Origin of the sequence: Variovorax nivicola, from assembly GCF_051216475.1 — a bacterium.
In the GTDB taxonomy this organism is placed as follows: domain Bacteria; phylum Pseudomonadota; class Gammaproteobacteria; order Burkholderiales; family Burkholderiaceae_C; genus Variovorax.
Genome location: NZ_JBPJZK010000002.1, coordinates 860,320 through 885,713, shown reverse-complemented (window position 1 = coordinate 885,713; position 25,394 = coordinate 860,320). Strand labels below are relative to the sequence as shown.

At 65.9% G+C, this 25,394-nt stretch carries 19 protein-coding genes; 1 reads left to right on the top strand and 18 read right to left on the bottom strand.

Annotation, left to right across the window (positions count from 1 at the left end; genetic code table 11):
* Positions 1-521: 521 nt before the first annotated feature.
* From ACSFBF_RS12740 to ACSFBF_RS12720, 5 genes are all read right to left on the bottom strand, one after another.
* A complete protein-coding gene (locus tag ACSFBF_RS12740; protein WP_435467382.1) occupies positions 522-1,463 on the bottom strand; it encodes a hypothetical protein in 942 nt (313 codons plus the stop codon).
* 916 nt (positions 1,464-2,379) lie between these two features.
* Positions 2,380-3,021: a response regulator transcription factor gene (locus ACSFBF_RS12735; protein ID WP_097198409.1), complete on the bottom strand. Its 642-nt coding sequence runs from the start codon at positions 3,019-3,021 to the stop codon at positions 2,380-2,382.
* Entirely contained in the window at positions 3,018-4,409 is a 1,392-nt protein-coding gene (locus ACSFBF_RS12730) for a cache domain-containing protein (protein ID WP_435467380.1), read from the bottom strand. Before ACSFBF_RS12730 ends, ACSFBF_RS12735 begins: the two co-directional genes overlap by 4 nt.
* A 45-nt stretch (positions 4,410-4,454) precedes the next feature.
* Complete coding sequence (locus ACSFBF_RS12725; RefSeq protein ID WP_435467378.1) at positions 4,455-5,348, bottom strand: transporter substrate-binding domain-containing protein; 894 nt, start codon at positions 5,346-5,348, stop codon at positions 4,455-4,457.
* Positions 5,349-5,359: 11 nt separating this feature from the next.
* Positions 5,360-6,727 (bottom strand): aspartate aminotransferase family protein, encoded by a 1,368-nt coding sequence (locus tag ACSFBF_RS12720; protein ID WP_435467376.1) that lies wholly within the window; start codon positions 6,725-6,727, stop codon positions 5,360-5,362.
* A gap of 181 nt (positions 6,728-6,908) precedes the next feature.
* On the opposite strand from ACSFBF_RS12720, the gene ACSFBF_RS12715 reads away from it, so the two are divergent.
* Positions 6,909-7,802, top strand: coding sequence for a LysR family transcriptional regulator (locus ACSFBF_RS12715; RefSeq protein WP_435467374.1), 894 nt, complete (start codon positions 6,909-6,911; stop codon positions 7,800-7,802).
* A gap of 6 nt (positions 7,803-7,808) precedes the next feature.
* Here the strand turns inward: ACSFBF_RS12715 and ACSFBF_RS12710 are convergent, their stop codons facing one another.
* From ACSFBF_RS12710 to urtB, 13 genes are all read right to left on the bottom strand, one after another.
* Entirely contained in the window at positions 7,809-9,047 is a 1,239-nt protein-coding gene (locus ACSFBF_RS12710) for an MFS transporter (RefSeq protein ID WP_435467372.1), read from the bottom strand.
* A 100-nt stretch (positions 9,048-9,147) separates the two neighbouring features.
* Positions 9,148-10,074 (bottom strand): VTT domain-containing protein, encoded by a 927-nt coding sequence (locus ACSFBF_RS12705; protein WP_435467370.1) that lies wholly within the window; start codon positions 10,072-10,074, stop codon positions 9,148-9,150.
* 128 nt (positions 10,075-10,202) lie between these two features.
* Complete coding sequence (locus ACSFBF_RS12700) at positions 10,203-11,600, bottom strand: heavy metal sensor histidine kinase (RefSeq protein WP_435467368.1); 1,398 nt, start codon at positions 11,598-11,600, stop codon at positions 10,203-10,205.
* A complete protein-coding gene (locus tag ACSFBF_RS12695) occupies positions 11,597-12,316 on the bottom strand; it encodes a heavy metal response regulator transcription factor (protein WP_435467366.1) in 720 nt (239 codons plus the stop codon). Before ACSFBF_RS12695 ends, ACSFBF_RS12700 begins: the two co-directional genes overlap by 4 nt.
* 51 nt (positions 12,317-12,367) lie before the next feature.
* Positions 12,368-15,538, bottom strand: a complete 3,171-nt coding sequence (locus ACSFBF_RS12690) for an efflux RND transporter permease subunit (protein WP_435467364.1) — start codon at positions 15,536-15,538, stop codon at positions 12,368-12,370.
* On the bottom strand, positions 15,535-16,761 hold the full coding sequence (locus tag ACSFBF_RS12685; protein WP_435467362.1) for an efflux RND transporter periplasmic adaptor subunit: 1,227 nt from the start codon (positions 16,759-16,761) through the stop codon (positions 15,535-15,537). The genes ACSFBF_RS12690 and ACSFBF_RS12685 overlap by 4 nt, the downstream gene beginning before the upstream one ends.
* A gap of 4 nt (positions 16,762-16,765) precedes the next feature.
* The gene (locus ACSFBF_RS12680; protein ID WP_435467360.1) at positions 16,766-18,271 is read right to left on the bottom strand and encodes an efflux transporter outer membrane subunit; all 1,506 of its coding nucleotides are present in this window, start codon (positions 18,269-18,271) and stop codon (positions 16,766-16,768) included.
* 207 nt (positions 18,272-18,478) lie between these two features.
* A complete protein-coding gene (locus tag ACSFBF_RS12675) occupies positions 18,479-19,489 on the bottom strand; it encodes an aldo/keto reductase (protein ID WP_435467358.1) in 1,011 nt (336 codons plus the stop codon).
* A gap of 85 nt (positions 19,490-19,574) precedes the next feature.
* Positions 19,575-20,834, bottom strand: coding sequence for an MFS transporter (locus ACSFBF_RS12670; protein ID WP_435467356.1), 1,260 nt, complete (start codon positions 20,832-20,834; stop codon positions 19,575-19,577).
* Between the two features lie 132 nt (positions 20,835-20,966).
* The gene (gene urtE, locus ACSFBF_RS12665) at positions 20,967-21,659 is read right to left on the bottom strand and encodes an urea ABC transporter ATP-binding subunit UrtE (protein WP_015866784.1); all 693 of its coding nucleotides are present in this window, start codon (positions 21,657-21,659) and stop codon (positions 20,967-20,969) included.
* Positions 21,660-21,674: 15 nt separating this feature from the next.
* On the bottom strand, positions 21,675-22,553 hold the full coding sequence (urtD, locus tag ACSFBF_RS12660) for an urea ABC transporter ATP-binding protein UrtD (RefSeq protein WP_435467353.1): 879 nt from the start codon (positions 22,551-22,553) through the stop codon (positions 21,675-21,677).
* Positions 22,550-23,770 (bottom strand): urea ABC transporter permease subunit UrtC, encoded by a 1,221-nt coding sequence (urtC, locus tag ACSFBF_RS12655; RefSeq protein ID WP_435467351.1) that lies wholly within the window; start codon positions 23,768-23,770, stop codon positions 22,550-22,552. Before urtC ends, urtD begins: the two co-directional genes overlap by 4 nt.
* Positions 23,767-25,314, bottom strand: a complete 1,548-nt coding sequence (gene urtB / locus ACSFBF_RS12650) for an urea ABC transporter permease subunit UrtB (RefSeq protein ID WP_435467349.1) — start codon at positions 25,312-25,314, stop codon at positions 23,767-23,769. The genes urtC and urtB overlap by 4 nt, the downstream gene beginning before the upstream one ends.
* Positions 25,315-25,394 lie beyond the last annotated feature (80 nt).

The following is a 25,394-nucleotide window of genomic DNA, read 5'->3' as shown; positions in this document are numbered from 1 at the left end:
CACCGTTCACTGCGATGGCCGCGCATGGCGCGTGGCGTTCGCTCTGCTTCAGAACGTCACCGACATCACGCCCTAAACCATCCAGCCGTCAACAACGGCCTCGAGCGGACTATTACGTTGAATGCACACTCTTCCCCCGTGTTTTGGACTATCGCTCTCCCGGTCCAGTAGATAAAACCGTCTTCGTGCCGCCGCGAACTCGGACACCTCGGGGTCAAGGCGGCCCAGGGGGTCGCGGCGGTGTGATCGACTTTAGAAGTCTCTGACGTGGTCGAGGGCATCCGCTTTAGCCATCTTCCAAGCATTTATAGATGCGTTTGCGAATGTGCTTCTTCCTCAGGCTACCGAAGAAAGATTCGGCAGTTGAACTATCCCAGCTATTGCCGCTGGTTAGCCCAGGCCATGAAGGCTCGGTTGATGAACTCCGGGCCGTTGTCGATCCTGATTGCCATGGAGTAATCTCTGACGATCGCCGCTCGGTCCGGCAAACGAGTAGATACAGTGCGCTAGCGACTTAAGAGTCACACCCCCTTCCAAAGAACCGCCCACAAATCGGTGTTGAGCTTATCCAAAAGCGCCATGTAGTGATCGCCAGCCTCTTTTCTGACAGCCCGTACTTCACTATTCAATGCTGATCCTCGCCCAAAGTATGCGGTCCTGGCTCGCTGCGACTCTGGCGACAGTGGATCGAGTTTCTGAGTTGCCTTGTATGCCTCTTCAAGCGGCAAGAGTTCATTTGTAAGTGCGGTGATCCTCTCATTCAGCCTTGCCACAATCAAAGCGAGTTCCTTACGATGCGGTGGCGCAACTTTTTCTACACCTGCCTGCAGCATTGGATACTCTGTCGGCTTCAATTGCCCTATGTAAGACTTCGACTTGTTAACCGCACTACGTAGACATTGATCTAGAGAATCTGCAGCAAGTTCGGGGGGCTCTCTCCAATCTATGGCAGCCAGTCTCAGTCTAGTGATATGCCCGCACGATCTGATATCTGCAGTGACAGCTCCCAGATACTCGCGCCGGAGTTTGATGTAGGTGACTTCACCTTCTAAGGTCGCGACTAGTGCCTGCGATTTCGCGAGATCCTTTTCGTGCTTCGCGATCTTCAAGCTCGATTCCGCTGCCTCTACCTGTTTATCCTTCTCCTTCAATGCAGCGGTACGTTGGTCGATAAGAATGGTCAACTCTGCGATGCGGGCCATCTTCTCATTTAGCTCGCTCGCTTTTCCGGTCAATTCGGCATCCTTCTTGCCAAGCTCAATCGTTTTCTTAGCGATGTCTTCATCCAAAAGAGATTTTTGGTATACAGGCAACACCGTATAGAAGTAGCCGAAGATGCCGAGCAGCAGCAATAGCACCTGAGAGAGTTGCCCTGCGCGATTGCACCATCGGTCGATGGAGTCGTGGCGTCGAGCGGACGCAGCGTTGTCGCGATGCAACCTACGCTCGGAAACTCGAGCCATCTTGGTATCTCCGTCTTCTACTCAAACCCGACTTGTAACAGAGTCCCGGAACCCCAAAAAGGATACCGGGGTGCATGAATGCTGGTAGCTGGGGATAGTTCAAGAAATTCCTCCAACCCAAGCCATAACTCACTGCTCCCTTAAGTCTAACTATCCGGTCGCCCCGAGCCATCCGACGGGGCGCAAAAATCGAATTCGGTCAGGCCTGAGTGCCCGCATGACCGTTCTTAGCTGATAGGACCTATTTGCGCGAATCCATCGAACGTTCGCAATCAGTCCGAAGCAGCCACAGACGTCCGACGGAGCGTTTTGTGCGAGCCCCTGTCACCCACCCCCACTCTCCTGAAACAACTCCACAGCCTCCCGCGCCAAATCAGAAGCAATCCAAAGCAAATTCTCCCGATGCGCCTCCCCTGCCTCCTGAAACCATCCATCCCCAGCGCCGTAGAAGCACCACAGCAGTGAGTTCAACTGCTCCAGCTTGTTCTCAAGAAGATCGGACGGATCCCGTGTCGTGGTGGTCGCGTCCGCAGATGCCGGCCTTGCAGGCCCGGCCATAATTCGTTTAGCCACTTGGTGTGCTCCTTCTCAAAGCTTGCACGTCATTTGGTTAGACGGCTGAGGTGTTCGCGCACCTTGGCCGTCGCCTTTTGTGCCTCACGTTCGCATCGATGCATGTCGCACCAATGGCCCGCCGTGAAGCGAAGCGGTTCATTCATTCATCCGGTTGTTAGTGTTGGTTGTGTGTGCCGCCTTCCTCACCCACATAGCGGGTCGTTCAATCACAGGGGCATTCACTGTAGAGAAAACCAGCCCGGCGCAGGAAGAAACTTCTGCCGAGAATTTCTCGAATAGCGCAGGTATTCGCCGGGCGGCAGCGCCAATACACAAAGCTCTGACAGTCAGTCGCTGAAGTTCACGAGCGCTGCCCGAACTCCCGCGCATGCTCCACCGCGTACTTGATGAGTTCCGCCTGCCCTTCGATGCCCAGCCGCCGCTTGATGCTCTGCCGATGCGCCTCCACCGTGCGCACGCTCAGCCCCAGGTCGCGGGCAATCTGCTTGCTCGATTCCCCTCGCCCCAGCGCCGAAAGAATCTCGCTCTCGCGCGGCGTAAGTAACGGCCGCGGCTCCTGCGTGCGAAACAGTTTTTTCGACACGGCCGGGCTCAGGAAGGTGCCACCCGCCGACACGGCCTCGATGGCCGCGACTATTTCCGCTGCGGGGGCGTCTTTCAGCACGTAGCCGCGCGCGCCCACCTGCAGGGCCTTCTGCACGTACTCGGGGTTGTCGTACATGCTGAGCATCACGATGTGCGTCGCGGGTTGGCGTTGCAGCAGCAGGGCCGCGAGCTCGATGCCGTTCATGTCTTTCATGCCGACGTCCATCAGCATGAGGTCGGGCTGCACGCTGTCTACCTGCGCTAGCGCTTCGGCTGCGCTGCCGGCCTCGCCGACGATCTCCAGGTTGGGCATGGAGCCGAGCCGGGCGCGCAGGCCGTCGCGCACCAGCGGATGGTCGTCGACAAGAAAAAGCCGGATGGTCTTTGTCGTCGTCATGTTATGGATGCGGGCGCTTCTTCGGTAGCCCTCGCGCTGCGGGTCGGCACTTCGGCCTCGATGGATGTGCGCCCGGCGTTGCTGCACATGATGAGCCGCCCGCCTATGGCCTCCATGCGCTCGCGCATATTGCGCAGGCCAATGCCGCGCCGGGGGTCGAGCTGCACGGCCTGTATGTCGAAGCCGGTTCCGTCGTCGCTCACTTCGAGCCGCACGCCTTCTTCTTCGTCGAAGTTCAGCGCAATGTTCACGTGCTGTGCATGCGCGTGCTTGCGCACGTTGGTCAGCGCCTCTTGCGTCAGGCGGAAGAGTGCGGTCTTCACTTCGGGTTGCAGCTCGAAAGATTCGCCGCCCATCATCATCGATGCGTCGACGCCGCCCTCTTCCCTGAACTCGTCGACCAGCCGCTCCAGCGCGGCGGGCAGGCCCAGGGTGTCGAGCAAGGCGGGGCGCAGGCGGTGCGATATGCGGCGCACTTCAATCAGCGAATCGTTGAGCCGCTGCAGCGCCTTGGCCAGTGCGGGCGGTGTGGGCTGCCGCTGGCGGTCTAGCGATTCGACCGCCGATTCGATCAGCAGCTTGGCCGACACCAGCGTCTGGCTGGTGCCGTCGTGCAGTTCGCGCGCGAGGTGGCCGCGCTCTTCTTCCTGCGACTGCACCACGCGCCGTGCGAGCAGGCGCAGCTTGGCTTCTGCGGTGCGGTGCTCGCTCAGGTTCAGCAGCAGGCCGGCGGCGCTGACCACGCCGAGGCACAGCGCGGCTATGCCGGCAATCCACAGCAGCGTGGCGGTGACGTTGGCGTTCATCTGCCGGTCGAGGGTGTCCATGGTCGACTGGATGTCGTCTAGGTACAGGCCGGTGCCTACCATCCAGTTCCAGCGCGGCATGGCGGTCACGTAGCCGAGCTTGGGCGCCATCTGCGCGCTCGACGGCTTGCGCCACTCGTACTCGACATAACCGCCGCCGTTTTCTTTCGCGCCCTTGATCAGCTCCTGGATGGTGTAGCGGCCACGCGAATCGCGCAGCTCCCACAAGTTCTTGCCGACCAGCTCGGGCTGGCGCGAATGCATGAGGGAGTTGCCCTCCAGGTCGTACACAAAGAAGTAGCCGTCGTCGCCGTAGTTGAGCGCGGCCAGGCGGCGCAGGGCCTCGTTGCGGGTGGCTTCGTCGTCCTGGCCCGATTCGTACAGCGGCAGCAGGTTGCTCACGGCCAGGTCGACGTAGCTGCGCAGCTCGCTGCGGCGCTGGGCCATGTAGCTGTTCTCGATGAGGGCACGCTCGCGCTGGGCGAGGTCATGCTCCTGATGGCGCACCGCGAGGGCCACCAGCACCAGTGCGATGAGCAAAGGTGCAACGGCCAGCGCAACGATCTTGGTGCGGAGATTCATCGGGTGGCAAGGCTACCACCGCCGCCCGGCGCGGCTTCTTCGCGTTTACTGCCGCTCTTCGTAGGCCTCGGCAGGCCGGTCGTTGGGCGACAGGAAGGCCGCCTTCAGCGACTCGCTCAACGGAATGTTGATGACGGCATTGCGCGGCGGAATCGGCGACATGAACCACTTGGCGTACAGCTTCTCCAGCGCACCGGAGGCCATGGCGCCGGCTAGGTAGCCGTCGACCGCGCGCTTGAAGGCCGGATCGTCCTTGCGCAGCATGATCGAAATGGGCTCGATGCCCAGCGGCTTGCCGACGATCTTGAAGTCCGCCGGATTGCGGGCGTTGGCGATGTTGCCGGCCAGTGTGTTGTCGTCCATGGCGAAGGCGTCGGCGCGGCCGCTTTCGAGCAGCAGGAAGCTCTCTGCATGGTCCTTGGCCAGCACGATGGTCAGCCCCAGGCCGCGGTCTTGCTCCAGCTTGCGCAGGCGCTGCACGAGGGTGGTGCCGGTGGTGGTGACCACCGTCTTGCCCTTGAGCTGGTCTGCCGAGGCAATGCCGCTGGCCGCGCGCACCGCAAAGCGCGCCTCGGTGATGTAGGTGGTGCTGGCAAACGCAACCTGCTGCTGGCGCGCGGCGTTGTTGGTGGTGGAGCCGCACTCGATGTCGATGGTGCCGTTCTGCAGCAGCGGCACGCGGTTCTGCGAGGTAACGACCATCGGCCGTATCGACACGCCGGGCAGCAGCTTCGACAGCATCTGCTCGCACAGCTCGACGTGGTAGCCCACGTAGGTGTTGCCGAGCGAGTATGAAAGCGGCGGCGATGCCTCGCGCACGCCCATGGTGATGGTGCCGGCGGCCTTGGCCTTGGCGAGCGTGCCTGTGGCGTCTTGCGCGCTGGCCGCGACGAGGGTCAGGGCCAGCGCGGTGCCGATGAGAAGAGATCTGCGGTTCATGGCCGGCCGGCTCAATTGCTGGCGCCCACGGACTCGGGCGCCTTCGACGCAGCGCGTGCCACGGGCGCTGGTGTCGCCAGCTCGTCCAGGCTCTCGCGCAGCGCGCGGTCGAGGATGGCGGTGGCGCGGTCGATCTCTTCGTGGCTCACGGTGAGCGGCGGCGCAATGCGCCACACCGAGCCCCGCTCGGGCCGCCGGCGGATGTTCATGCTCAGGCCCAGCTCGAAGCACTTCTTGGTGGTGCGCGCGCCGAGCTCGTGGTACGGCAGGCGCGACTCGCGGTCTTGCACCAGTTCCACGCCCAGCAGCAGGCCCTCGCCGCGCACGTCGCCTATGGCTTCGTAGCGCTCCTGCATGGCCAGCAGCTGGCTGCGCAGGTAGGCGCCGGTGGTGCGGGCGCGCTCGATCAGGCCTTCGCTGCGGATGGTCTCCAGCACGGCCAGCCCCACGGTGGCGGGCAGCGGGTCGGAGACGTGGCTTGTGTAGAAGGTGAAGCCCTTGTCGTGCACGTCCTGCTCGATCTTCGGGCTGGTCACGGTGGCGGCCAGCGGCAGGCCGCCGCCCATGGTCTTGCTGACGGACATGATGTCGGGCACCACGCCGTAGAAATCAGACGCGGTGCGGTGGCCGATGCGGCCAAAGGCGGTTTGCGCCTCATCGAAGATCAGCAGCATGCCGCGTTCGTCGGCCGCCTTGCGCAGCGCCTGCATGTACGACCTGGGCGGCACCAGCACGCCGCCGGCACTGATGATGGGCTCGATGATGATGGCCGCGCGGCGGCCGGTGGAGGCCATGTCGTACATCTTCAGGCCGAGGTCCAGGCAGGTCAGCGCCGACTCTTCGGCCGACATGCCCTTGATGTACGGCCGGTAGGCGTTGGGCTCGGGCATGACGTACACGCCGGGCACGTGCACGCCGTAGCCCTTGCGGTCGCTCGCAAAAGACACGGCACTGGTGCCTCCGGTAACGCCATGCCACGAGCCGCCCACGGCCAAAATCTCGAAGCCGCCCGTGTACATCTTCGCCATGCGAAGCGCCACTTCGTTGCTCTCGGAGCCGGTGTTGACGAAGATCGACTTGGTGAGCGGCGCGGGCATCCAGTCGGTGGCCATCTTCTGTGCCAGCTCGGCCACCACCTCGGGAATCATGCCGCTGAACATATGGAAGGCCTTCTCGCCGGCCTCGTGCACCGCGCGCACGATGGCCGGGTGGTTGTGGCCGATGGTGGCGCACATCTGGCCGGAGGTGAAGTCGAGAATCTCGCGGCCCGTGTCGTCGATGACGATGGCGCCCCTTGCACTGCGAAACAGGTTGGGGAAGGTGTCGCCGCCGTAGCGGACCATGTATTCCTTGGCTGCCGCGCGAAGTTGCTCGCTCATGATCGAATCCTTTGCGTTGTGGTGAGTGGATTCATCAATGGTCGCGAGGGGTGCGCCTGCGGTCCAATGTTCACTTTGCATCCGGCGGCAATGCGCGCCACGCATCGCCGATGCGAAAAACGAATGAGCACAACGAGGCACGGCGCTTGCAATCCGCACGTGCAAAGGAGCAAATCGCAGCATGGACACCCGGTGGTTTCAGGACTTCGTGACGTTGGCCGACGTACAGAACTTCACGCGCGCGGCGGAGATGCGCAACGTGTCGCAGGCCGCGTTCAGCCGCCGCATCCAGGCGCTGGAGCAATGGGTGGGCGCAAAGCTGATCGACCGCGCGGCATTCCCGACGCGGCTCACGCCCGCGGGCGAGCGCTTTCGCAAGGTGGCGACGGGGCTGCTCAACCAGATTGCCGATGCGCGCGCCGAGATCGGCGACGCGCCTTCGCGCAACCACGTGCGCATTGCGCTGACCTATGCGCTGGCCAGCACGCGGCTGCCGGGCTGGTGGCGCGATTGGTCGGGCGAAGGCGACATCACCTGCAGCCTGGAGGTGGGGAACGTGCACGACACGGTGTCGGCGTTCAATGCGGGCTCGGCGGACTTGCTGATCGGCTTTCATCAGGCGGCGCACCCCATACAGCTCGACATGGCGCGCTTCGAGCGGCACGAGCTGGGCGTGGAGAAGGTGCGGCCCTATGTGGCGCGCTCATTGGCAGAGTCAGGCCGGCTGGTGTTGCCGGGCACGACGACCCAGCCAGTGCCGCTGCTGATGTACTCGCCCAGCGGCTACTTCGCGCGGGTGGTCGATTCGGCCATCGAGCAATCGTCGCAGCGGCTCATGGGCTACCGCGCGTTCGAGGCCGAGATGACGGACGTGCTTGGCGATCTCGCGCTGCAGGGCATGGGCATCGCGTGGCTGCCCGACAGCTCATTCGTATCAGGACGGCTCGCAGACCTGGTGCCGGTAGGCGACGGCGCATGGGACATCGAGGTGAGCATCGTCGCGTATCGCGCCAAGGCGAACGCGCGCGCCGTCGTCGGCCAGCTGTGGGAGCGCATCTGCGCGATGCGCTCCTGAAGGGCTTCAGCTGCCGACAGCCGCGGGCACCGCGCTGCGCCGGAACTCGGTCGCGTAGTAGAGCAGCGCCAGCAGCACATAACCGCCGCCCAGCAGGCACAGGCCGCTCCATCCGTGGAAGGCGTACACGGCCGCCGCAATGCCCGAGGCCACCGCGGCGCAGATGAAGATGAAGGTCATGAACAACCCGTTGAGCCGACCGCGCAGCTCCGGCGCCAGCATGAAGAGGCTGCGGAAGTTGAGCACCTGGCAAAGCTGCACCGCCCCATCGAGCAGGATGCCCGCCGCGACCAGCCCGACCAGCGAGTGGTAGTGCATGGCGATTGCGCCGAGCACGAAGGAAAGCAGCGCAACGACGATGGCAGCCCCGGTGGCGGGCCGCGTCAGCCCCCTGTCGGCCAGCCGGCCCGCCAGCGGCGCCATCAGCGCGCCGGCAGCACCGGCCAGTGCGAACAATGCAATGCCGCGCTGCCCCATGCCGAACTCGTGCACCAGCGCCAGCGGCACGGCCGTCCAGAAGGCCTGGAAGCCGGAGAACATCATCCCCTGGTAGAAGCCGCGCCGGCGCAGCAGCGGCGTGTTCCACACGATGCCGGGCAGCGAGGCCATGGTGCGCGCATAGCCCACCGAGGCATGCGGCCGCCGCTGTGGCAGCACGCGCCACAGCACGGCGATGAGGGTGGCCATCAGCACGGCCGACAGCCAGAACACCGCACGCCAGCCCAGCGCCGACGCCACCACGCTGGCAAAGGGCCGCGCCAGCATGATCCCGCCCAGCAGGCCGGCCATGATGTTGCCGACCACCTTGCCGCGCGTGGCCTCCGGCGCAAGGTGCGAGGCAAAGGGCAGCAGCACCTGCGCCGCGACCGCGCATGCGCCAACCACGAAAGAGGCCGCCAGGAAGGTGACTGCCGAGTCGGACAGCGCAATGCCCACCAGCCCGATCACCGCGCCGACCAGCGCGCCGACGATGAGCCTGCGGTTCTCGACCACGTCGGCCAGCGGCACCAGCAGCAGCAGGCCTGCGCCGTAGCCGAGTTGAGTCAGCGTCATGATCAGGCCGGCCAGCCCGGCGTGCAGCTGCAGCGTGTCGGAGATGGGGCCGATCAGCGGCTGGGCGTAGTAGATGTTGGCCACGCACAGGCCGCAGGCGATGGCGAAGACCAGCGTGAGCGTGGGCGTGAGGCCTGTTGCGGTCGCGGTGGCCGTGGTGGCCGGAGAGGCTGTGGGAGCGGAAGAAGACACGAGGAATCCCGGTTGCCAGTTGCGAGGGAGGGACGGACTTAGGGGTTAACCCGGAGCCCGGGCACCTTAGCACGCAAGGCCGATTTCTGCAGGCGCGAGGTCAGTCCACGCTGGTGGGCCGGCCCGAGGCCACCCATGCATCGAGCCCACCGGTCAGCGGCAGGGCCCGCCGCGCACCGCGCGCCAGCAGCACGCGCGCGGCCTGCGCGGCCGACACCTCGTTGGGGCAATTGCAGTACAGCACCACGACGCGCCCGGAGGCATGCGACAGGTCGAGGCTGCGTTGCTGCAGCGCCTTGAGCGTGTATGCCTCTGCGCCCGGAATGCGGCGCGGGTCGACCTGCATGCCGGCCTTGCCGCGCACGTCGATCACCAGCGGCGGCTCTTCCCCGCTCAGCAGCTCGTGCAGCTCTTCCACCGAGATGCGCGGCATGCCCGTGAGCCGCATGAAGGCGCGCCGGCGCCAGTAGCGCACTGCGAGGATCACCAGCAGCAGCACGCCCAGCGCAGCAGTGGCGATGCCGCCTGCCTGCGCCATGACGGCCAGCACTTCCTGGATCTGGTTGCGGAACACCCAGCCCAGCCCGAGGAAGAGGCCCGTCCAGACCAGCGCCGCGCCAATGTCGAAGCCGATGAAGCGCCGCACCGACATGCCCAGCGCCCCCGCCATGGGCGGTGCCACCACCGACACGCCCGGCACGAACTTGGCGGCCACGAGCGACAGGCCGCCCCAGTCGGTAATGAGCGATTCGCCGCGCCGCACGCAGGTGTCGGGCGACAGAGAGATGCGGCACAGCAGCCGCATGAAGCGGTAGCCGAAGCGCCGCCCGGCATAGAACCAGGCGCCATCGCCCAGCAGGTTGGCAATGACCGCGGCCATCACCACGCCGGGCACCGAAACATCGCCCGCCGCCAGCAGCGCGCCCGTTACCACCAGCACCGCCGCCGCCGGCACGGGCAGCCCAAGGCGTGCGGCAAAACTGGCGGCAAACACCACCAGGATCGCGTTCTGCACGAGCAGGGACATCAGCTGCGCCATGGCTGCCTTGGTTGTCCGGATACCGGTAGTAGCGGGGGTTGCGTGCGGTTCATGCGAACCGCGATTCTCGGGCATGGCCCAAGAACGTACTGGGCACAGGCCATTGCCGGGCGGCTTCAGCCAGCGAGCTTTTCAGGGGGGCGTGCCACGCTGAAACCAAAGGTGTTCAGGCCACCCTCGCTCGATGCGCAAACCTGCCCTCCGTGCATGCTCGCCACCGCCCTCACGATGGCCAGCCCCAGCCCGTGGCCATGGTGCTCGCCGCCGTCGTTGCGCGCGGCATCGACGCGGTAGAACCGGTCGAACAGGTGCTGCAGATGCTGCTCGTCGATGGGCGCGCCCGGGTTCGACACGGTGATCCACGTCGAGGCGGCTTCTTCGCGCAGCGTGACGGCGATCTGCGCCCCCGGCTTCGAATGCTCGATGGCGTTCTGCAGCAGGTTCGACATGGCTCGGCGGAACAGCGCGCTCTCAAGCCGCGCCTCGGCCAGCACGTCGCCTTCGATGGCGACCTGCGCACGCGTCTCGTCGAGCACGAACTCGAAGAACTCGATGGTCTTGCGCACTTCCTGCGCCACGGGCGTTAGCACCAGCCCGGTCGCCACTTCGCCGCGGTCGGCGCGCGCGAGGAACAGCATGTCGTTGACGATGGAGCGCACGCGTTCCAGGTCTTCGAGGTTGGCCTGCAGCACCTCCTGGAACTCGCCCGCGCTGCGCTGGCGCGACAGCGCCACCTGCGTGCTGCCGATGAGGTTGGCCAGCGGCGTGCGCAGTTCGTGCGCCACGTCGGCATTGAACGATTCGAGCTGGCCGTAGGCCTCTTCGAGCCGGTTCAGTGCGCCATTGAAGGCCTCGGCCAGCGCCGAGAGCTCGACCGGCAAGGCCCCTGACTGCAGCCGCTGCGACAAGGTCTTGGGCCGCAGCGCCTGCGCCTCGGCCGAAAGCCGCTCCAGCGGCCGCAACCCCACCCGCGCGATCCAGTAGCCGGCAATGGCCACCACCAGCACCGACCCCAGCCCAAGCGCGGCCAGCGCGGTCAGAAAGGTCTGGCGCGTGCGCGCATAAGGCTCGGTGTTGCGCCCGACGATCAACCGCACGGCCGGCCGCTGCGCGTGGGGCTCGATGTGCACGGACAGCGTGCGAAACGGCCTCTCCTGCCCTGGCAGCACGACGCTGCTGGTGTGGCCGTTGGCCTCGCGCGTGAGGCCGTCTATTTCGGCCAGGCCCTTGCCGTACTGAAAGCGCGGATCGTCGCTGAGCACCCAGAAGCGCACGCTGCCGTCCTCTGGCGTGAGTGCGTCCATGCGCGCCTGCACGCGGGTCCAGCGCTCGGGGGTGTCGATGGCCTTGATCCAGAACTGCAGGCTCTTGAGCGTGGTGTCGAGCTCTTCGTACTGGTGCCGGTCCAGCTCGCGAATCAGCACCCTGTGCAGTGCGAAGCCGGTCAGCGCAAAGGCCCCGAGCGCCGCCGCGGCGAACATGATGACCAGCCGCGCGGTGATCGAGCGCTTCACGGTGCCGCGCCCTCCCCGCCGGCGGTGTTCTCGCTGTCGCGCACTTCCATCACGTAGCCCATGCCGCGGATGGTGTGCAGCAGCTTCGGGCTGAAGGGCACGTCGATCTTGTCGCGCAGCCGCTTGATGGCCACCTCGACCACGTTGGTGTTGCTGTCGAAGTTCATGTCCCACACCAGCTCGGCAATGGCGGTCTTCGACAAGATTTCGCCCTGGCGCCTTGCCAGCACGGCCAGCAGCGCGAACTCCTTGGCCGTGAGGTCGATGCGGGTGTTGCCGCCACCACTGCCACGAAAAGCCTTGCGCGCAAGCAGGTCGATCTGCAGGTCGGCAATGCGCAGCTGCATCGGCTCCTGCTTGCGGCCGCGCCGGTTCAGCGCCTGCAGCCGCGCCAGCAGTTCGAGAAACGAGAAGGGCTTGACGAGGTAGTCGTCCGCGCCTTCGTGCAGGCCCTTGATGCGGTCTTCCACGCTGTCGCGCGCGGTGAGCATGATGACCGGCGTCTGCTTCACGGCACGCAGCGCGCGCAGCACCGAGAAGCCGTCCTGCCCGGGCAGCATCACGTCGAGCACGATCACGTCGTAGTCGTGCGTGAGCGCCAGGTGCTGGCCGTCGATGCCGTTGTGCGCCATGTCGACGGCGCAGCCCTGCTCGGTCAGCCCCTTGGAGAGGTAGTCCGCGGTTCTCAGCTCGTCTTCGACTATCAGGATCTTCATGGCGTTTTTGTCTCTGTCTCCGTCCCTGCCTGTGGTGTCAGCCGGCGCTCATCAGTGCGCCTCGGCCGGCACCGGGGCCTTGCCTTCCTTCGCAGCCTTGCGGGCCTTGCGCGCTTCCTTGCGGCGCATGTACCAGTAGTGGCCGCGGTCGAGGTACAGGTAGACCACCGGGGTCGTGAACAGGGTGAGTGCCTGCGAGAGTATCAGCCCGCCGACCATCGCGTAGCCCAGCGGCCGGCGCAGCTCGGAGCCCGAGCCGTGGCCCAGCATCAGCGGCAGGCCCGAGAGCAGCGCACACATGGTGGTCATCATGATCGGGCGGAAGCGCAGCAGGCAGGCCTGGTAGATGGCGTCGTGCGGCGACATGCCCTGCTCGCGCTCGGCCTTGAGCGCGAAGTCGATCATCATGATGCCGTTCTTCTTCACGATGCCGATCAGCAGGATGATGCCGATCAGCGCGATCACGCTCAGGTCGTAGCCGCCCGCCATCAATATCAGCAGCGCACCCACGCCGGCCGAGGGCAGCGTCGACAGAATGGTGAGCGGGTGGATGTAGCTCTCGTACAGCAGGCCCAGCACGATGTACACCGCCACCAGCGCCGCCGCAATCAGGTAGGGCTGCGTGGCCAGCGAATCTTGAAAGGCCTGCGCCGTGCCCTGGAACGAACCGGTAAGCGACTGCGGCAGCCCCATGTCGGCCTGCGCCTTGTTGATGGCGTTCACCGCATCACCCAGCGCATGGCCCGGCGCGAGGTTGAACGAGATGGTCACCGCCGGGAACTGCCCCTGGTGGCTGATCGACAGGTAGGCCGTCTTGCTGGTGTCCACCTTCACGAAGGTCGACAGCGGCACCTGCTGGCCGGTGAGCGGCGAATTGAGGTACAGCTTGCTGAAGAGCGACGGGTCTTGCTGCAGCTCGGGCGTTACCTCCAGCACCACGTGGTAGCTGTTGAGCTGGGTGAAGTACTGCGCCACCTGGCGCTGGCCGATGGCGTCGTACAGCGTGGCGTCGATGGTGGCGGGCGTTATGCCGAAGCTCGATGCGCGGTCGCGGTCGATGGTGAGCACGGCGGACGCCGCGGCGTTCTGCTGGTCGGAGGCCAGGTCGGTGATCTCGGGAAGCTGTTTGAAGCGCGCGAGCAACTGCGGCGCCCAGGTGTTGAGCTCGTCGAGGTTGGCGTCGGTCACCGTGTACTGGTACTGCGTGCGCGAAGAACGCCCGCCCACGCGAATATCTTGCCCGGCCTGCAGGAACAGGTTCACGCCCTGCACCTTGGCAAGCTGCGGGCGCAGGCGCGTGATGATCTCGTCGGCGGTCGCGGTGCGGCCTTCGTCCTTCGGCTTCAGGCTGATGAAGAAGTTGCCGGTGTTGTAGGTGGACGAACTGCCGTTCATGCCGAAGCCGGTCACGTCAGGGTCTTTGCGCACCACGTCGGCCAGCTCGAGCATGCGGGCGTTCATCGACGCGAAGGATGCGTCTTGCGCCGACTCTGCAAAGCCCGAGATGAAGCCGGTGTCCTGCTGCGGGAAGAAGCCCTTCGGAATGATCGCGAACAGCACGCCGGTGGCGGCCACCGTGGCAATGAACACCATCAGCGTGATGAACTGGTGGTCGAGCACCACGTGCAGCCCGCGCTTGTAGCCATTGAGCATGGCGTCGAAGCCGCGCTCGAACAGCTGGTACAGGCGCCCGTGCTTGCTGCCATGCTCGTTCTTCAGGAAGCGCGAGCACAGCATGGGCGTGAGCGTGAGCGAGATGACCACGCTCACCACGATGGTCAACGTGACCGTCACCGCGAACTCGCGGAAGAGGCGCCCCACGATGCCACCCATGAGCAGCAGTGGAATGAACACCGCCACCAGCGACACCGAGATCGAGATGATGGTGAAGCCGATTTCGCCCGCGCCCTTGTACGCGGCCTCGACCGCCGACATGCCCTCTTCCACGTAGCGGTAGATGTTCTCGAGCATCACGATGGCGTCGTCCACCACGAAGCCGACCGCGATGGTCAGCGCCATGAGCGAGAGGTTGTCGAGGCTGTAGCCCAGCACGTACATCACCGCGACCGTGCCTAGCAGCGCGAGCGGCACGGTCACGCTGGGAATGAGCGTGGCGGGCACGTTGCGCAAGAACACGTAGATCACGCCCACCACCAGCGCAATGGTCAGCAGCAGCGTGAACTCGACGTCTTTGACCGAGGCGCGAATGGTCTGCGTGCGGTCGATGATGGCGTTGACATCCACGGTCGGCGGAATCGACGCCTTCAACCGCGGCAGCGCGGCGTTGATGCGGTCCACCGTTTCGATGACGTTGGCGCCGGGCTGCTTGGTAATGGCGAGCACGATGGAGCGGCCGTTCTGCACATTGCTGCCTTCGGGCGCGGCGGCGCCTGCGTAGGCCCAGCCGGCGATTTTGGCGTTCTCGGGGCCGTCGACCGCCACGCCCAGGTCGCGCACGCGAATGGGCGCGCCGTTGCGGTAGGCCAGCACCACGTCGTTCCATGGCTGAGCCTTCAGCAGCTGGTCGTTGGTGTAGACGGTGAAGCTCTGGTTGGGCCCGTCGATGGTGCCCTTGGGCGCGTTGACGGTGGCCGAGGCGAGCACGGTGCGCACGTCCTCAAGGCTCAGGCCCAGCGCCGCGAGCTTGGCCGGGTCGACCTGGATGCGCACGGCCGGCTTCTGCACGCCACCGATGTTGACCAGGCCCACGCCGGAGATCTGCGAGATCTGCTGCGCAAGGATGTTGTCGGCGTAGTCGTTCACCTCGGTGAGCGGCAGCGTCTTCGACTGCACCGACAGAATCAGAATGGGCGAGTCGGCCGGGTTCACCTTGCGGAAGGTGGGCGGGCTCGGCAGGTTGGCGGGCAGCTGGCCGGTGGAGGCGTTGATGGCGGCCTGCACGTCGAGCGCGGCGGCGTCGATGCTGCGGTCGAGGTCGAACTGCAGCGTGATCTGCGTGGAGCCGAGGCCGCTGGTCGATGTCATCTGCGACAGCCCCGCGATCAGCGAGAACTGCCGCTCCAGCGGCTGCGCCACGTTGGAGGCCATGGTCTCCGGACTGGCGCCCGGCAAGCTGGCCGAAACCTGGATGGTCGGAAAGTCGACCTGCGGCAGCGGCGCCACCGGCAGCAGCGGAAACACCGCCGCACCGACCAGCAGGATGGCCAGCGCCAGCAGCGTGGTGCCAATGGGGCGCTTGATGAATGCGGCGGAAATGCTCAATTGCTGCTCCCGCTGGCGGCCTTCTTGCCATCTTTGCCATCTGCATTCCTGGCGGCGGGCGGCGGCTCGATGATGGTGACGCCGGGCTTGAGCTTGTACTGGCCGTCGACCACCACGCGCTGGCCGGCCGTCAGGCCCTTGTCGACAACTGCTGTGCCGTCGGCGATCTGCACCACGTGCACGGGCACGTTCTCGGCCTTGTTCTCGGCATCGACCACCCAGACGTAGGTGCTGTCCTGGCCGCGCTGGATGGCGGCGGCGGGCACGGTGAGCGAGTCGGGCCGGCGGTCGAGCTGCAGCCGCACGTTGACGTACTGGCCGGGCCACAGCGTGTGCTGCGGGTTGGCGAAACTGCCCTTGAGCTGCACGGTGCCGCTGGTGGTGTCGATCTGGTTGTTCAGCAGGATCAGCTTGCCGGTGCCCAGCATCTGCGCGCCGCTGCGGTCAAAGGCCACCACCGAGAGCGGCTGCGCGCTTTGCTGCTGCACGCGGTTGATGTCCTGCACCGCGTCTTCGGGCAGCGTGAACTGCACGGCGATGGGGTCGATCTGGTTGATGACGACGAGGCCGTTGGTGTCGGCTGCGTGGACGATGTTGCCCGGGTCCACCAAACGAGCGCCAACGCGGCCGTTCATGGGCGACGAGATGCGCGTGAAGCTCAGCTGCACCTCGGCGAATTGCACCTGCGCGGCATCGTTCTGCACAGTGGCTTCGAGCTGGTTGACGAGGGCCTTCTGCGTGTCGACCTGCTGCTGCGTGGCGGCGTCCTGCGACAGCAGCGTGGTGTAGCGCTTGAGGTCGGCGCGGGCGTTGACGAGCGTGGCCTGGTCCTTGGCCTTGGTGGCCTGCGCCTGCGCGAGTTGAGCTTGCAGCGTGCGCGGGTCGAGCTGCGCGAGCAGCTGGCCGGCCTTCACGTCTTGCCCTTCGACGAAGCCGACCTTGTCGAGCTGGCCATCGATGCGCGCCTTGACGGTAACGGTGGCCATCGAGGCAACTGTGCCGATGCCCGAGCGGTAGACCTGCACGGTCTGCGGCGTGACGCGTGCGGTGGTCACCTGCACCGGCGGGGTCTTGGGTGCGTCGGGTTTGGCTGCGTTGGCCGCCTGGTGGGTGAGCGCCCAGGCGCCGCCGCCCAGCACGACCACGAGCGTGGCGGCCGCGAGCCAGGTGGAGCGGCGTTGGAACAGGGGGGGCGTTGTGGTGGTGTCTGCGGTCGTCGTCATGGCGTCAATTTCCGGAAGTCTTTTGTGCGGCATCTGCAGTGGCGGCGGTAGCGTCTGCGGCGCTCCAGCCGCCGCCCGTGGCCGCGATCAGCGAGACGCTGGCGGCCAGCTGGCGGCCGAGCACCTGCGCAGCCGTGCGCTGGTTGGTGAGCGAGAGCGTCTGCGCCGTTACCACGCTGAGGTAGGTGGCGGTGCCGGCGCGGTACTGGCTCAGGGCCAGGCGCTCGGCGAGTTGCGCGGCGCGCACGGCATCGGCCTGCAGGGCGGATTCGCTGTCGAGCACGCGCAGGGTGGCGAGGTTGTCTTCGACCTGCTGGAAGCCGCCAAGCACGGTCTGCTTGTATTGCGCAACGGAGGCGTCGTAGGCGGCCACGGCCTGGTCGCTGTGCGCCTTGCGCAGGCCACCGTCGAACACGGTCTGCGCCAGCGCCGCGCCGAGCGACCACACGCGGCTGGGCGTGTTGAAGAGCGAGGCAAGGCTGGCCGCGCTGAAGCCGCCGCTGGCGCTGAGCACGATCTGCGGGAAGTACGCGGCCTTGGCCACGCCGATGTTGGCATTGGCTGCCTGCACGCGGCGCTCGGCGCCGGCGATGTCGGGGCGGCGTTCGAGCAGTTCCGAAGGCAGGCCAGCGGGAGTGACCGGCAGTTGCACGCGCAGTGCGGCGGCCGAAGAAAGCGTTTCGGCAGTCGGTGCCTGCGACGACGACTCGAGCGGCGGCAGCGAGAACGACGCGGGCGCCTGCCCTGTCAGCACCGCGATGGCGTGTTCGAGCAGGGCGCGCTGGGCATCGAGATCCACGGCCTGGGCCTGCGCCGTCTTGAGCTGGCTTTCTGCCAGTGCCACGTCGGAGCGCAGCACTGTGCCGGCCGCGTACTGGTGCTGCGTGAGTTCGAGCGCCTTGGCGTAGGCGGTGGTGGTGCTGGCGTACAGGTCGCGCTGCAGGTCGATCACGCGGATCTGCAAATAGTCTTGCGCGAGCGTGGTCTGGATGCTGAGCCGCGCGCCGGCCAGATCGTCGGCGCTGGCCTGTTCGCTCGCGCTGCCGGCCTCGACCGAGCGGCGCACTGCGCCCCAGATGTCGGGCTCCCAGCTTGCAGCGAGGCCCAGAGTGTCGGTAGTTCCTAGCTTGACGGTGCCGGTGCTGTTCGACTGCGCACGGGTGGCTCCGGCGTTGATGCCGACGGTCGGGAAGAAGTTGGCGCGCGCTGCCGCGGTGATGGCCTGCGCCTCGCGGTACTGCGCCTCGGCGACGCGGATGTTCTGGTTGGCCGCGTTGGCCTGCACGATCAGCGCGCTGAGGGTGCTGTCGCCGTAGGCGTCCCACCAGGGGTGATTGGCGTCGATGGTCTGCGGGGCAGCGGTTTTCCAGGGGCCGCCGGTTTCCTTGTAGGCGACCGGCACGTCCATCTGCGGGCGGACGTAGTCGGGGCCGACGGCGCAGCCTGCGAGAACCAGGACGGCCAGCGCGAGGGCCGCGCGCGAAAGAGGAGGTACGTCGGAAAGAACCATGATGAAGGCACTCTAGGCACCCTCATCAAACCCCTCGCTGTCGACTAACTGACAGTTCTGACAGTTTTAGGCTCGCCCCCAGGCTGCGCGCACTTCGTGTCGCTTCGCCAACCCCCTACCGGGGGCAACACCTGCGGCCCGGCAAAGCCGGTTCCGCGGTGTTCCTGGTTTTTCTCCCTCCCCCGCTGGGGGAGGGAGCAAGACTGTTCAGCGAGGGGCGTCGCCCTTGCGGTACTCGGCGGTCAGCTCGTCGAGCTTCTGCTTCAGCGCCGGATCGAGCTTGTATTCGGCGGCGGCCAGCGTCGCATCGAGTTGGTCGGGCCGGCTCGCGCCGAGCAGCGGCGCGGTGATCAGCGGATTCGCCATCACCCACGCCACAGCCAGCGTGGCCAGCGGCACACCCGCCTCATCCGCCAGCTTGTGAAGCTGCGTCACGGTGTTGAAGCTGCGCTCGTTCCAGTAGCGGTCCTGGTACATGTTGCCCGCAGTGCCGAGCGTGAAGCGGGTGTTTTCCTCGGGCTTGGCACCGGGCTTGTACTTGCCGGTCAGCAGGCCACCCGCCAGCGGGTTGTAGGGAATCACGCCCAGCCCTTCCTCGCCCACCAGCGGCAGCAGCTCGCGCTCGATCTCGCGGAACAGCAGGCTGTAGCGCGGCTGCACTGACACATAGCGCGTGAGCTTGTGCAGCTCGGCCTTGCCCAGCGCGCGCGCCAAGCGGTAAGCCAGGAAATTCGACACGCCGATGTAGCGCGCGCGCCCCGACTTCACGATGACGTCGAGCGCTTCCAGGCTTTCTTCGAGTGGCGTCTCGCGGTCGTCGCTGTGCAGTTGGTACAGGTCGACGTGGTCGGTCTGCAGCCGCTTGAGAGAAGCGTCGATAGCGTCGAGCAGGTGCTTGCGCGACGCGCCCTGGTCCCAGCTGTTGGGGCCGACCTTGCCGACCGCCTTGGTGGCGACGACGAAGCGGCGGCGGCCCGTGGGGCCCTGCTTCTGCAGCCAGCGGCCGATGATCTCTTCGGTGCGGCCAGTGGTTTCGACGGTGCCGCCGAGCGGGTACACGTCAGCGGTGTCGAGAAAGTTGATGCCGCCTTCGGTCGCCTTGTCGAGGATCTGGTGCGACACCGTCTCGTCGGTCTGCAGGCCAAAGGTCATGGTGCCGAGGGCAAGGCGGGACACGGTCAGGCCGGTGCGGCCGAGACGGGTGGTGGGAATGCTCATGGTGTTTTCGCTCTGCGAGGATGAGGAAAGGGCGGCGGCCATCATAGACACGGCCGCGCAATCCTGCAGGCGAGACGCCGAAGCTCTACGAGGCGCTTGGGGAGCGTTGAACGGCGCCGGGGCGGGCGACGGCGCGCGCGCTCATCACCGCCCAGCCGAACACGCCCATGCCCGCCAGCGCCAGCAAGGCGCCGACCCAGCCGGTCGAGGTCCAACCAAGGCCAGCCGCAATGGCCACGCCACCGAGCCACGCGCCGAGCGCGTTGGCCATGTTGAAGGCCGAGTGATTGAGCGCGGCAGCGAGCGTCTGCGCGTCGCCGGCCACGTCCATCAGGCGGATCTGCAGCGCCGGGCCGATGGCCACGGTGGTGCCGATGAGGAACACGTTGAACGCCGCGGTAAAGACGTTGTGCGCCGCGAAGGTGAACATCGCGAGCACCAGCGCCGCGTAGACCAGCAGGCCACCGATGGTGCGCATGAGCGACTTGTCGGCCAGGCGCGAGCCCACGAGGTTGCCGGTGACCATGCCCAGCCCGAACAGCGCCAGCACGAAGGGCACGCCGCCCAGCGGCATGCCGGCCACTTCGATGAGCGTGGGCTTGATATAGCTGAACACCGAGAACATGCCGCCGAAGCCGATGGCGCCGATGCCGAGCGTGAACCACACCTGCTTGCGCTTGAGCGCGCCGAGTTCGCGCCACGGGCTGGCGCCTGCGGGCGCTGCGAGGTCGGGGATGTCGCGGCGAAGCAGCACGATGGCCACCAGCGCGATCACGCCGACGAACACGAAGGCGGCGCGCCAGCCGAAGATCTGGCCCAGCCAGGCGGCGATGGGCACGCCGACCAGCGTGGCGCCGGTGAGCCCCAGCATGACGAGCCCCACGGCGCGTGCTCGCCGCCCCGGTGGCGCGAGCGTGGCGGCCACGAGCGCAGCCACGCCGAAGTAGGTGCCATGCGGCAGGCCGGTGGCAAAGCGCAGCAGGTTCAGCAGCAAATAGTTGGGGGCTGCGGCGCTGGCGAAGTTGCCGGCCGCGAACACGGCCATGAGCGCAATCAGCAGCGCGCGGCGGCGCCAGCCTGCGGCGAGCACCGCGAGCACGGGCGCGCCGATGACCACGCCGAGCGCGTAGGCGCTGATGACGTGGCCGGCCTGGGGAATGCTGACGTCGATGTCCTTCGCCACTTCGGGCAGCAGGCCCATGATGACGAACTCGCCGGTGCCGATGGCAAAGCCGCCGACGCCGAGTGCGAGCACCGCGCGCAGGAAATTGACGGGTGCGGCGGGAGAAGAAGAAACGGAAATGTCGGTGTCCGCGCTGTCCAGCGCGGGTGGGGAGGCGTTCAAGGCCAGGCTCCTGGGAAGGTGCCCGGCGGCCGCGGGCAGAAGCCGAATTTTAGGGTAAACCCTGAATTTCCGCTGATACGGGGTTGCCCAAGGCCGTGTACTGGCAGGGCTTCAAAGCCCTGCCCCAGGGGTTCAGATGGCGACGAGCTGGCGCACGCCCTGGGCTTCCATGTCCTTGCCAAGGCCGCGGGCAATGACTTCGCCGCGCTCCATCACGAGGTAGTCGTCGGCCAGTTCCTGGGCGAAGTCGTAGTACTGCTCGCACAGCACGATGGCCATGTCGCCGCGGTCGGCCAGCATGCGGATGACACGGCCAATGTCCTTGATGATGCTGGGCTGGATGCCCTCAGTGGGCTCGTCGAGAATCAGCAGCTTGGGCTTGGGCGCGAGGGCCCGGGCAATCGCAAGCTGCTGCTGCTGCCCGCCGGAGAGGTCGCCGCCTCTTCTGTTGATCATCTGCTTGAGCACGGGGAACAGGTCGAACAGTTCCGATGGAATGGGCGTGCTGCCGCTCTTGTAGGCAAGGCCCATGCGAAGGTTTTCTTCGACAGTGAGCCGCGCGAAGATCTCGCGGCCCTGCGGGACGAAGCCGATGCCGGCCCTTGCCCTGTCGTAAGGCGTGGCCTTGTGGATCGGCTTGCCTTCGAGTTCGATGCTGCCGCTCTTGATGGGCACCAGGCCCATGAGCGACTTCAGCAGCGTGGTCTTGCCTACGCCGTTGCGGCCCAGCAATACCGTGACCTTGCCGAGCGTTGCCTCGAAGCTCACGTCTCTGAGGATGTGGGAGCCGCCGTAGTACTGGTGGATGTTCTTGACTGTCAGCATGGCTTCGTTCTTTCCTCAGCGGCCCAGATAGACCTCGATCACACGCTCGTCGGACTGCACTTCGTCCAGCGTGCCTTGCGCCAGCACGGAGCCGTCGCACAGCACGGTGACGATCTCGGAGATGGTGCGGATGAAGCTCATGTCGTGCTCCACCACCATCAGCGAATGCTTGCCCTTGAGCGTGAGGAACAGCTCTGCGGTACGAGCCGTCTCTTCATCGGTCATGCCTGCGACGGGCTCGTCGAGCAGCAGCAGCTTCGGGTCTTGCATCAGCAGCATGCCGATTTCGAGCCACTGCTTCTGGCCATGGCTCAGATTGCCGGCCAGGCGCGAGACGCTGTCGGCGAGGTGGATGGTCTCCAGCACCTCGGCCAGGCGGTCGCTTTGCGCCGAGTCGAGCCTGAAGAGCATCGAGGCACGCACGCCCTTGTTGGTCTTCAGCGCGAGCTCGAGGTTCTCGAACACGGTCAGGTGCTCGAACACTGTTGGCTTCTGGAACTTGCGGCCGATGCCCAGTTGCGCGATGTCCGCTTCGCGGTGGCGCAGCAGGTCGATGGTGCTGCCGAAGAACACGGTGCCCTCGTCGGGCCGGGTCTTGCCGGTGATGATGTCCATCATCGTCGTCTTGCCCGCACCGTTGGGGCCGATGATGCAGCGCAGCTCGCCCGGCGCGATGTCGAGTGACAGCTTGTTGATGGCCTTGAAGCCGTCGAAGCTCACGCTCACGTCTTCGAGGTACAGGATGCGGCCGTGCGTGACGTCGACCTCGCCCGGCGTGACGTGTCGGCCGAAGTCGGCAGCGCGGCCGCCCGACTCGGTGTTGCCGCTCGCGTATTGAATGCCGCTGGCGCGTGCCGCGCGCTCTGCGCCGGCTTCCATCAGGTCGGGCGTCATGCGCGTGCTCCCTTCGCGTCCACAGGCAGCGAGGCCAGGGCGTCGGGCTCGACGCCCTGCTCCGCCGCGACCGAGCGCCGTGCTTCCTGTACAGGCTCTGCCGGTGCGGCAGGCTTCTTCTCCCTCGACACCCACTTGCGCACCAACCCCACGATGCCGTTCGGCAGGAACAGCGTGACAGCAATGAACAAGGCACCCAGGAAGTACAGCCAGTACTCGGGGTAAGCCACCGTGAGCCAGCTCTTCGCGCCGTTGACGATGAAGGCGCCGATGATGGGGCCGATCAGCGTCGCGCGTCCGCCCACTGCGGCCCAGATGGCGATCTCGATGGAGTTGGCCGCGCTCATCTCGCCCGGGTTGATGATGCCGACCTGCGGCACGTAAAGTGCGCCGGCCACGCCGCACATGATGGCGGAGATGACCCAGATCGTGAGCTTGTACGGCAGCGGGTTGTAGCCCGAGAACATCACGCGCGTTTCGGCGTCTCGAATGGCCTGCAGCACGCGGCCGAACTTGCTGCCGATGAGCCACTTCGCGAACAGGAAGAAGCCGAGCAGCGTGGCGCCGGTGAGCGCGAACAGCGTCATGCGCATTTCCTGCGTGGCGATCGGAATATTCAGGATGCGCTTGAAATCCGTGAAGCCATTGTTGCCGCCGAAGCCCGTCTCGTTGCGGAAGAACAGCAGCATGGCCGCAAAGGTCATGGCCTGCGTGATGATCGAGAAGTACACGCCCTTGATGCGCGAGCGGAAGGCGAAGAAGCCGAACACGAAGGCAATGAGGCCAGGCACCGCGACGATCAATATCAGCGTGGCAATGAAGCTGTCGCTGAAGGTCCAATGCCAGGGCAGCGTCTTCCAGTCGAGGAACACCATGAAGTCGGGCAGGTCGCTCTTGTAGTTGCCGTCGCGGCCGATCTGGCGCATGAGGTACATGCCCATCATGTAGCCGCCGAGCGCGAAGAACAGGCCATGGCCCAGCGAGAGGATGCCGGTGTAGCCCCAAATCAGGTCCATGGCCAGCGCGCAGATGGCGTAGCACATGATCTTGCCGACCAGCGCCACCGCGTAGTCGCTCATGTGCAGCGGGCTGTCGACCGGCACGACGATGTTCAGGACCGGCGCCACGGCGCACACCACGATCAGCGCGACGAAGAAGGCCGTCCAGCCCTTGCCGCTCAAGAGCGGCCCCTTGGTTGGAAGTACGACCTTGCTCATGCCTCAGCGCTCCGGCCTTTCATTGCGAAGATGCCTTGTGGCCGCTTCTGGATGAAGATGATGATGAAGACAAGCACAGCGATCTTCGCGAGCACCGCGCCCGCCCAGCCTTCGATGAACTTGTTGAGAATGCCCAGCCCCAGCGCCGCATACACGGTGCCCGCGAGCTGGCCGACGCCGCCCATCACGACCACCATGAAGCTGTCGACGATGTAGCTCTGGCCCAGGTCGGGGCCGACGTTGCCGATCTGGCTCAGCGCGCAGCCTGCAAGGCCGGCGATGCCGGAGCCGAGCGCGAAGGCGTAGGTGTCGATGCGCGCAGTGTTCACGCCCATGCACGAGGCGATCGGCCGGTTCTGCGTGACGCCGCGCACGAACAGGCCCAGGCGCGTCTTGCCGATGAGCCAGCCCATCGCAAGCAACACCAGAGCGGCGAAGATGATGATGCAGATGCGGTTCCACGGCAGCGTGACGTTGCTCAGCATGGTGAAGCCACCGCTCATCCAGCCGGGGTTTTCGACGCCGACGTTCTGCGCGCCGAACAGCGTGCGCACGAGCTGCTGCAGCATCAGGCTGATGCCCCAGGTGGCGAGCAGCGTTTCGAGCGGCCGGCCGTAGAGGAAGCGGATCACGCCGCGCTCCAGCACTGCGCCCACGAGTGCCGATGCGAGGAACGAGACCGGAATGGCCGCGACAAGGTACAAGCCGAAGGCAGCCTCCGGCACGTACTTCTGGAAGATGCCCTGCATCACGTAGGTGGCGTAGGCGCCGATCATCATCAGCTCGCCGTGCGCCATGTTGATCACGCCCATCAGCCCGTAGGTGATGGCCAGGCCGAGCGCGGCCAGCAGCAGCACCGAGCCCAGGCTGATGCCGCTGAACACGGCGTTGATGCGGTCGCCCCAGACCAGCGCGCCGTCGATGCTGGCAATGGACGCGACGATGGCGGCCTTGACGTCCGCCTCGGTTTCGTCGGCCAGGCGCTGGTTGAGCAGCAGCTTGGTGTCGGGGTTGCGGTTGTTGCCCAGCTCCTTGGCCGCGACGAGGCGCTTGGCCTTGTCGGCGCTGTTGAGCATGCTGGCGGCGCGCACCAGTTCTAGCTGCGCCTTGATCTTGGGGTTGGTCTCGGCGGCCAGCGCCTTTTCGACCATGGGCACGCGCGATTCGTCGGGCTCCTTGAAGAGCGCCTGCGCGGCTTCGGCGCGCACAGCGTCGTCCTTGCTCGTGAGCTTGAGCGCGGCCTGCGCGGCATCGAGCGCGCCGCGCATGAGGTTGTTGTTGACGACGTCCTCGGCGGTGTCGGGCACCTTCAGCTCGGCGCCGGTGACGGGGTCGTAGCCTTTGTCGTCCTTCATCACGAAGACCTTGTCTTCGGTGTACTTGACCGCGTCGTCGGACATGGCCTGAATGAAGGCAGCGGTCTTGTCGTCGGCCGTGAGCACGGCCTTGTTGAGCGCGTCGATGCGGGCTTCGGATTCGCCGGAGGCAATGGCCCGGGCTTCGTCGGCGGTCAGCGCGTGGGCGGCCGATGCCATGAGGAGCATGGCGGCGAGTGCGCAGTGAAGGGTTCGTCGAAGCATCATGAGAATGGAAGTTGGGTTGGCTCCCTCCCCCACTGGGGGAG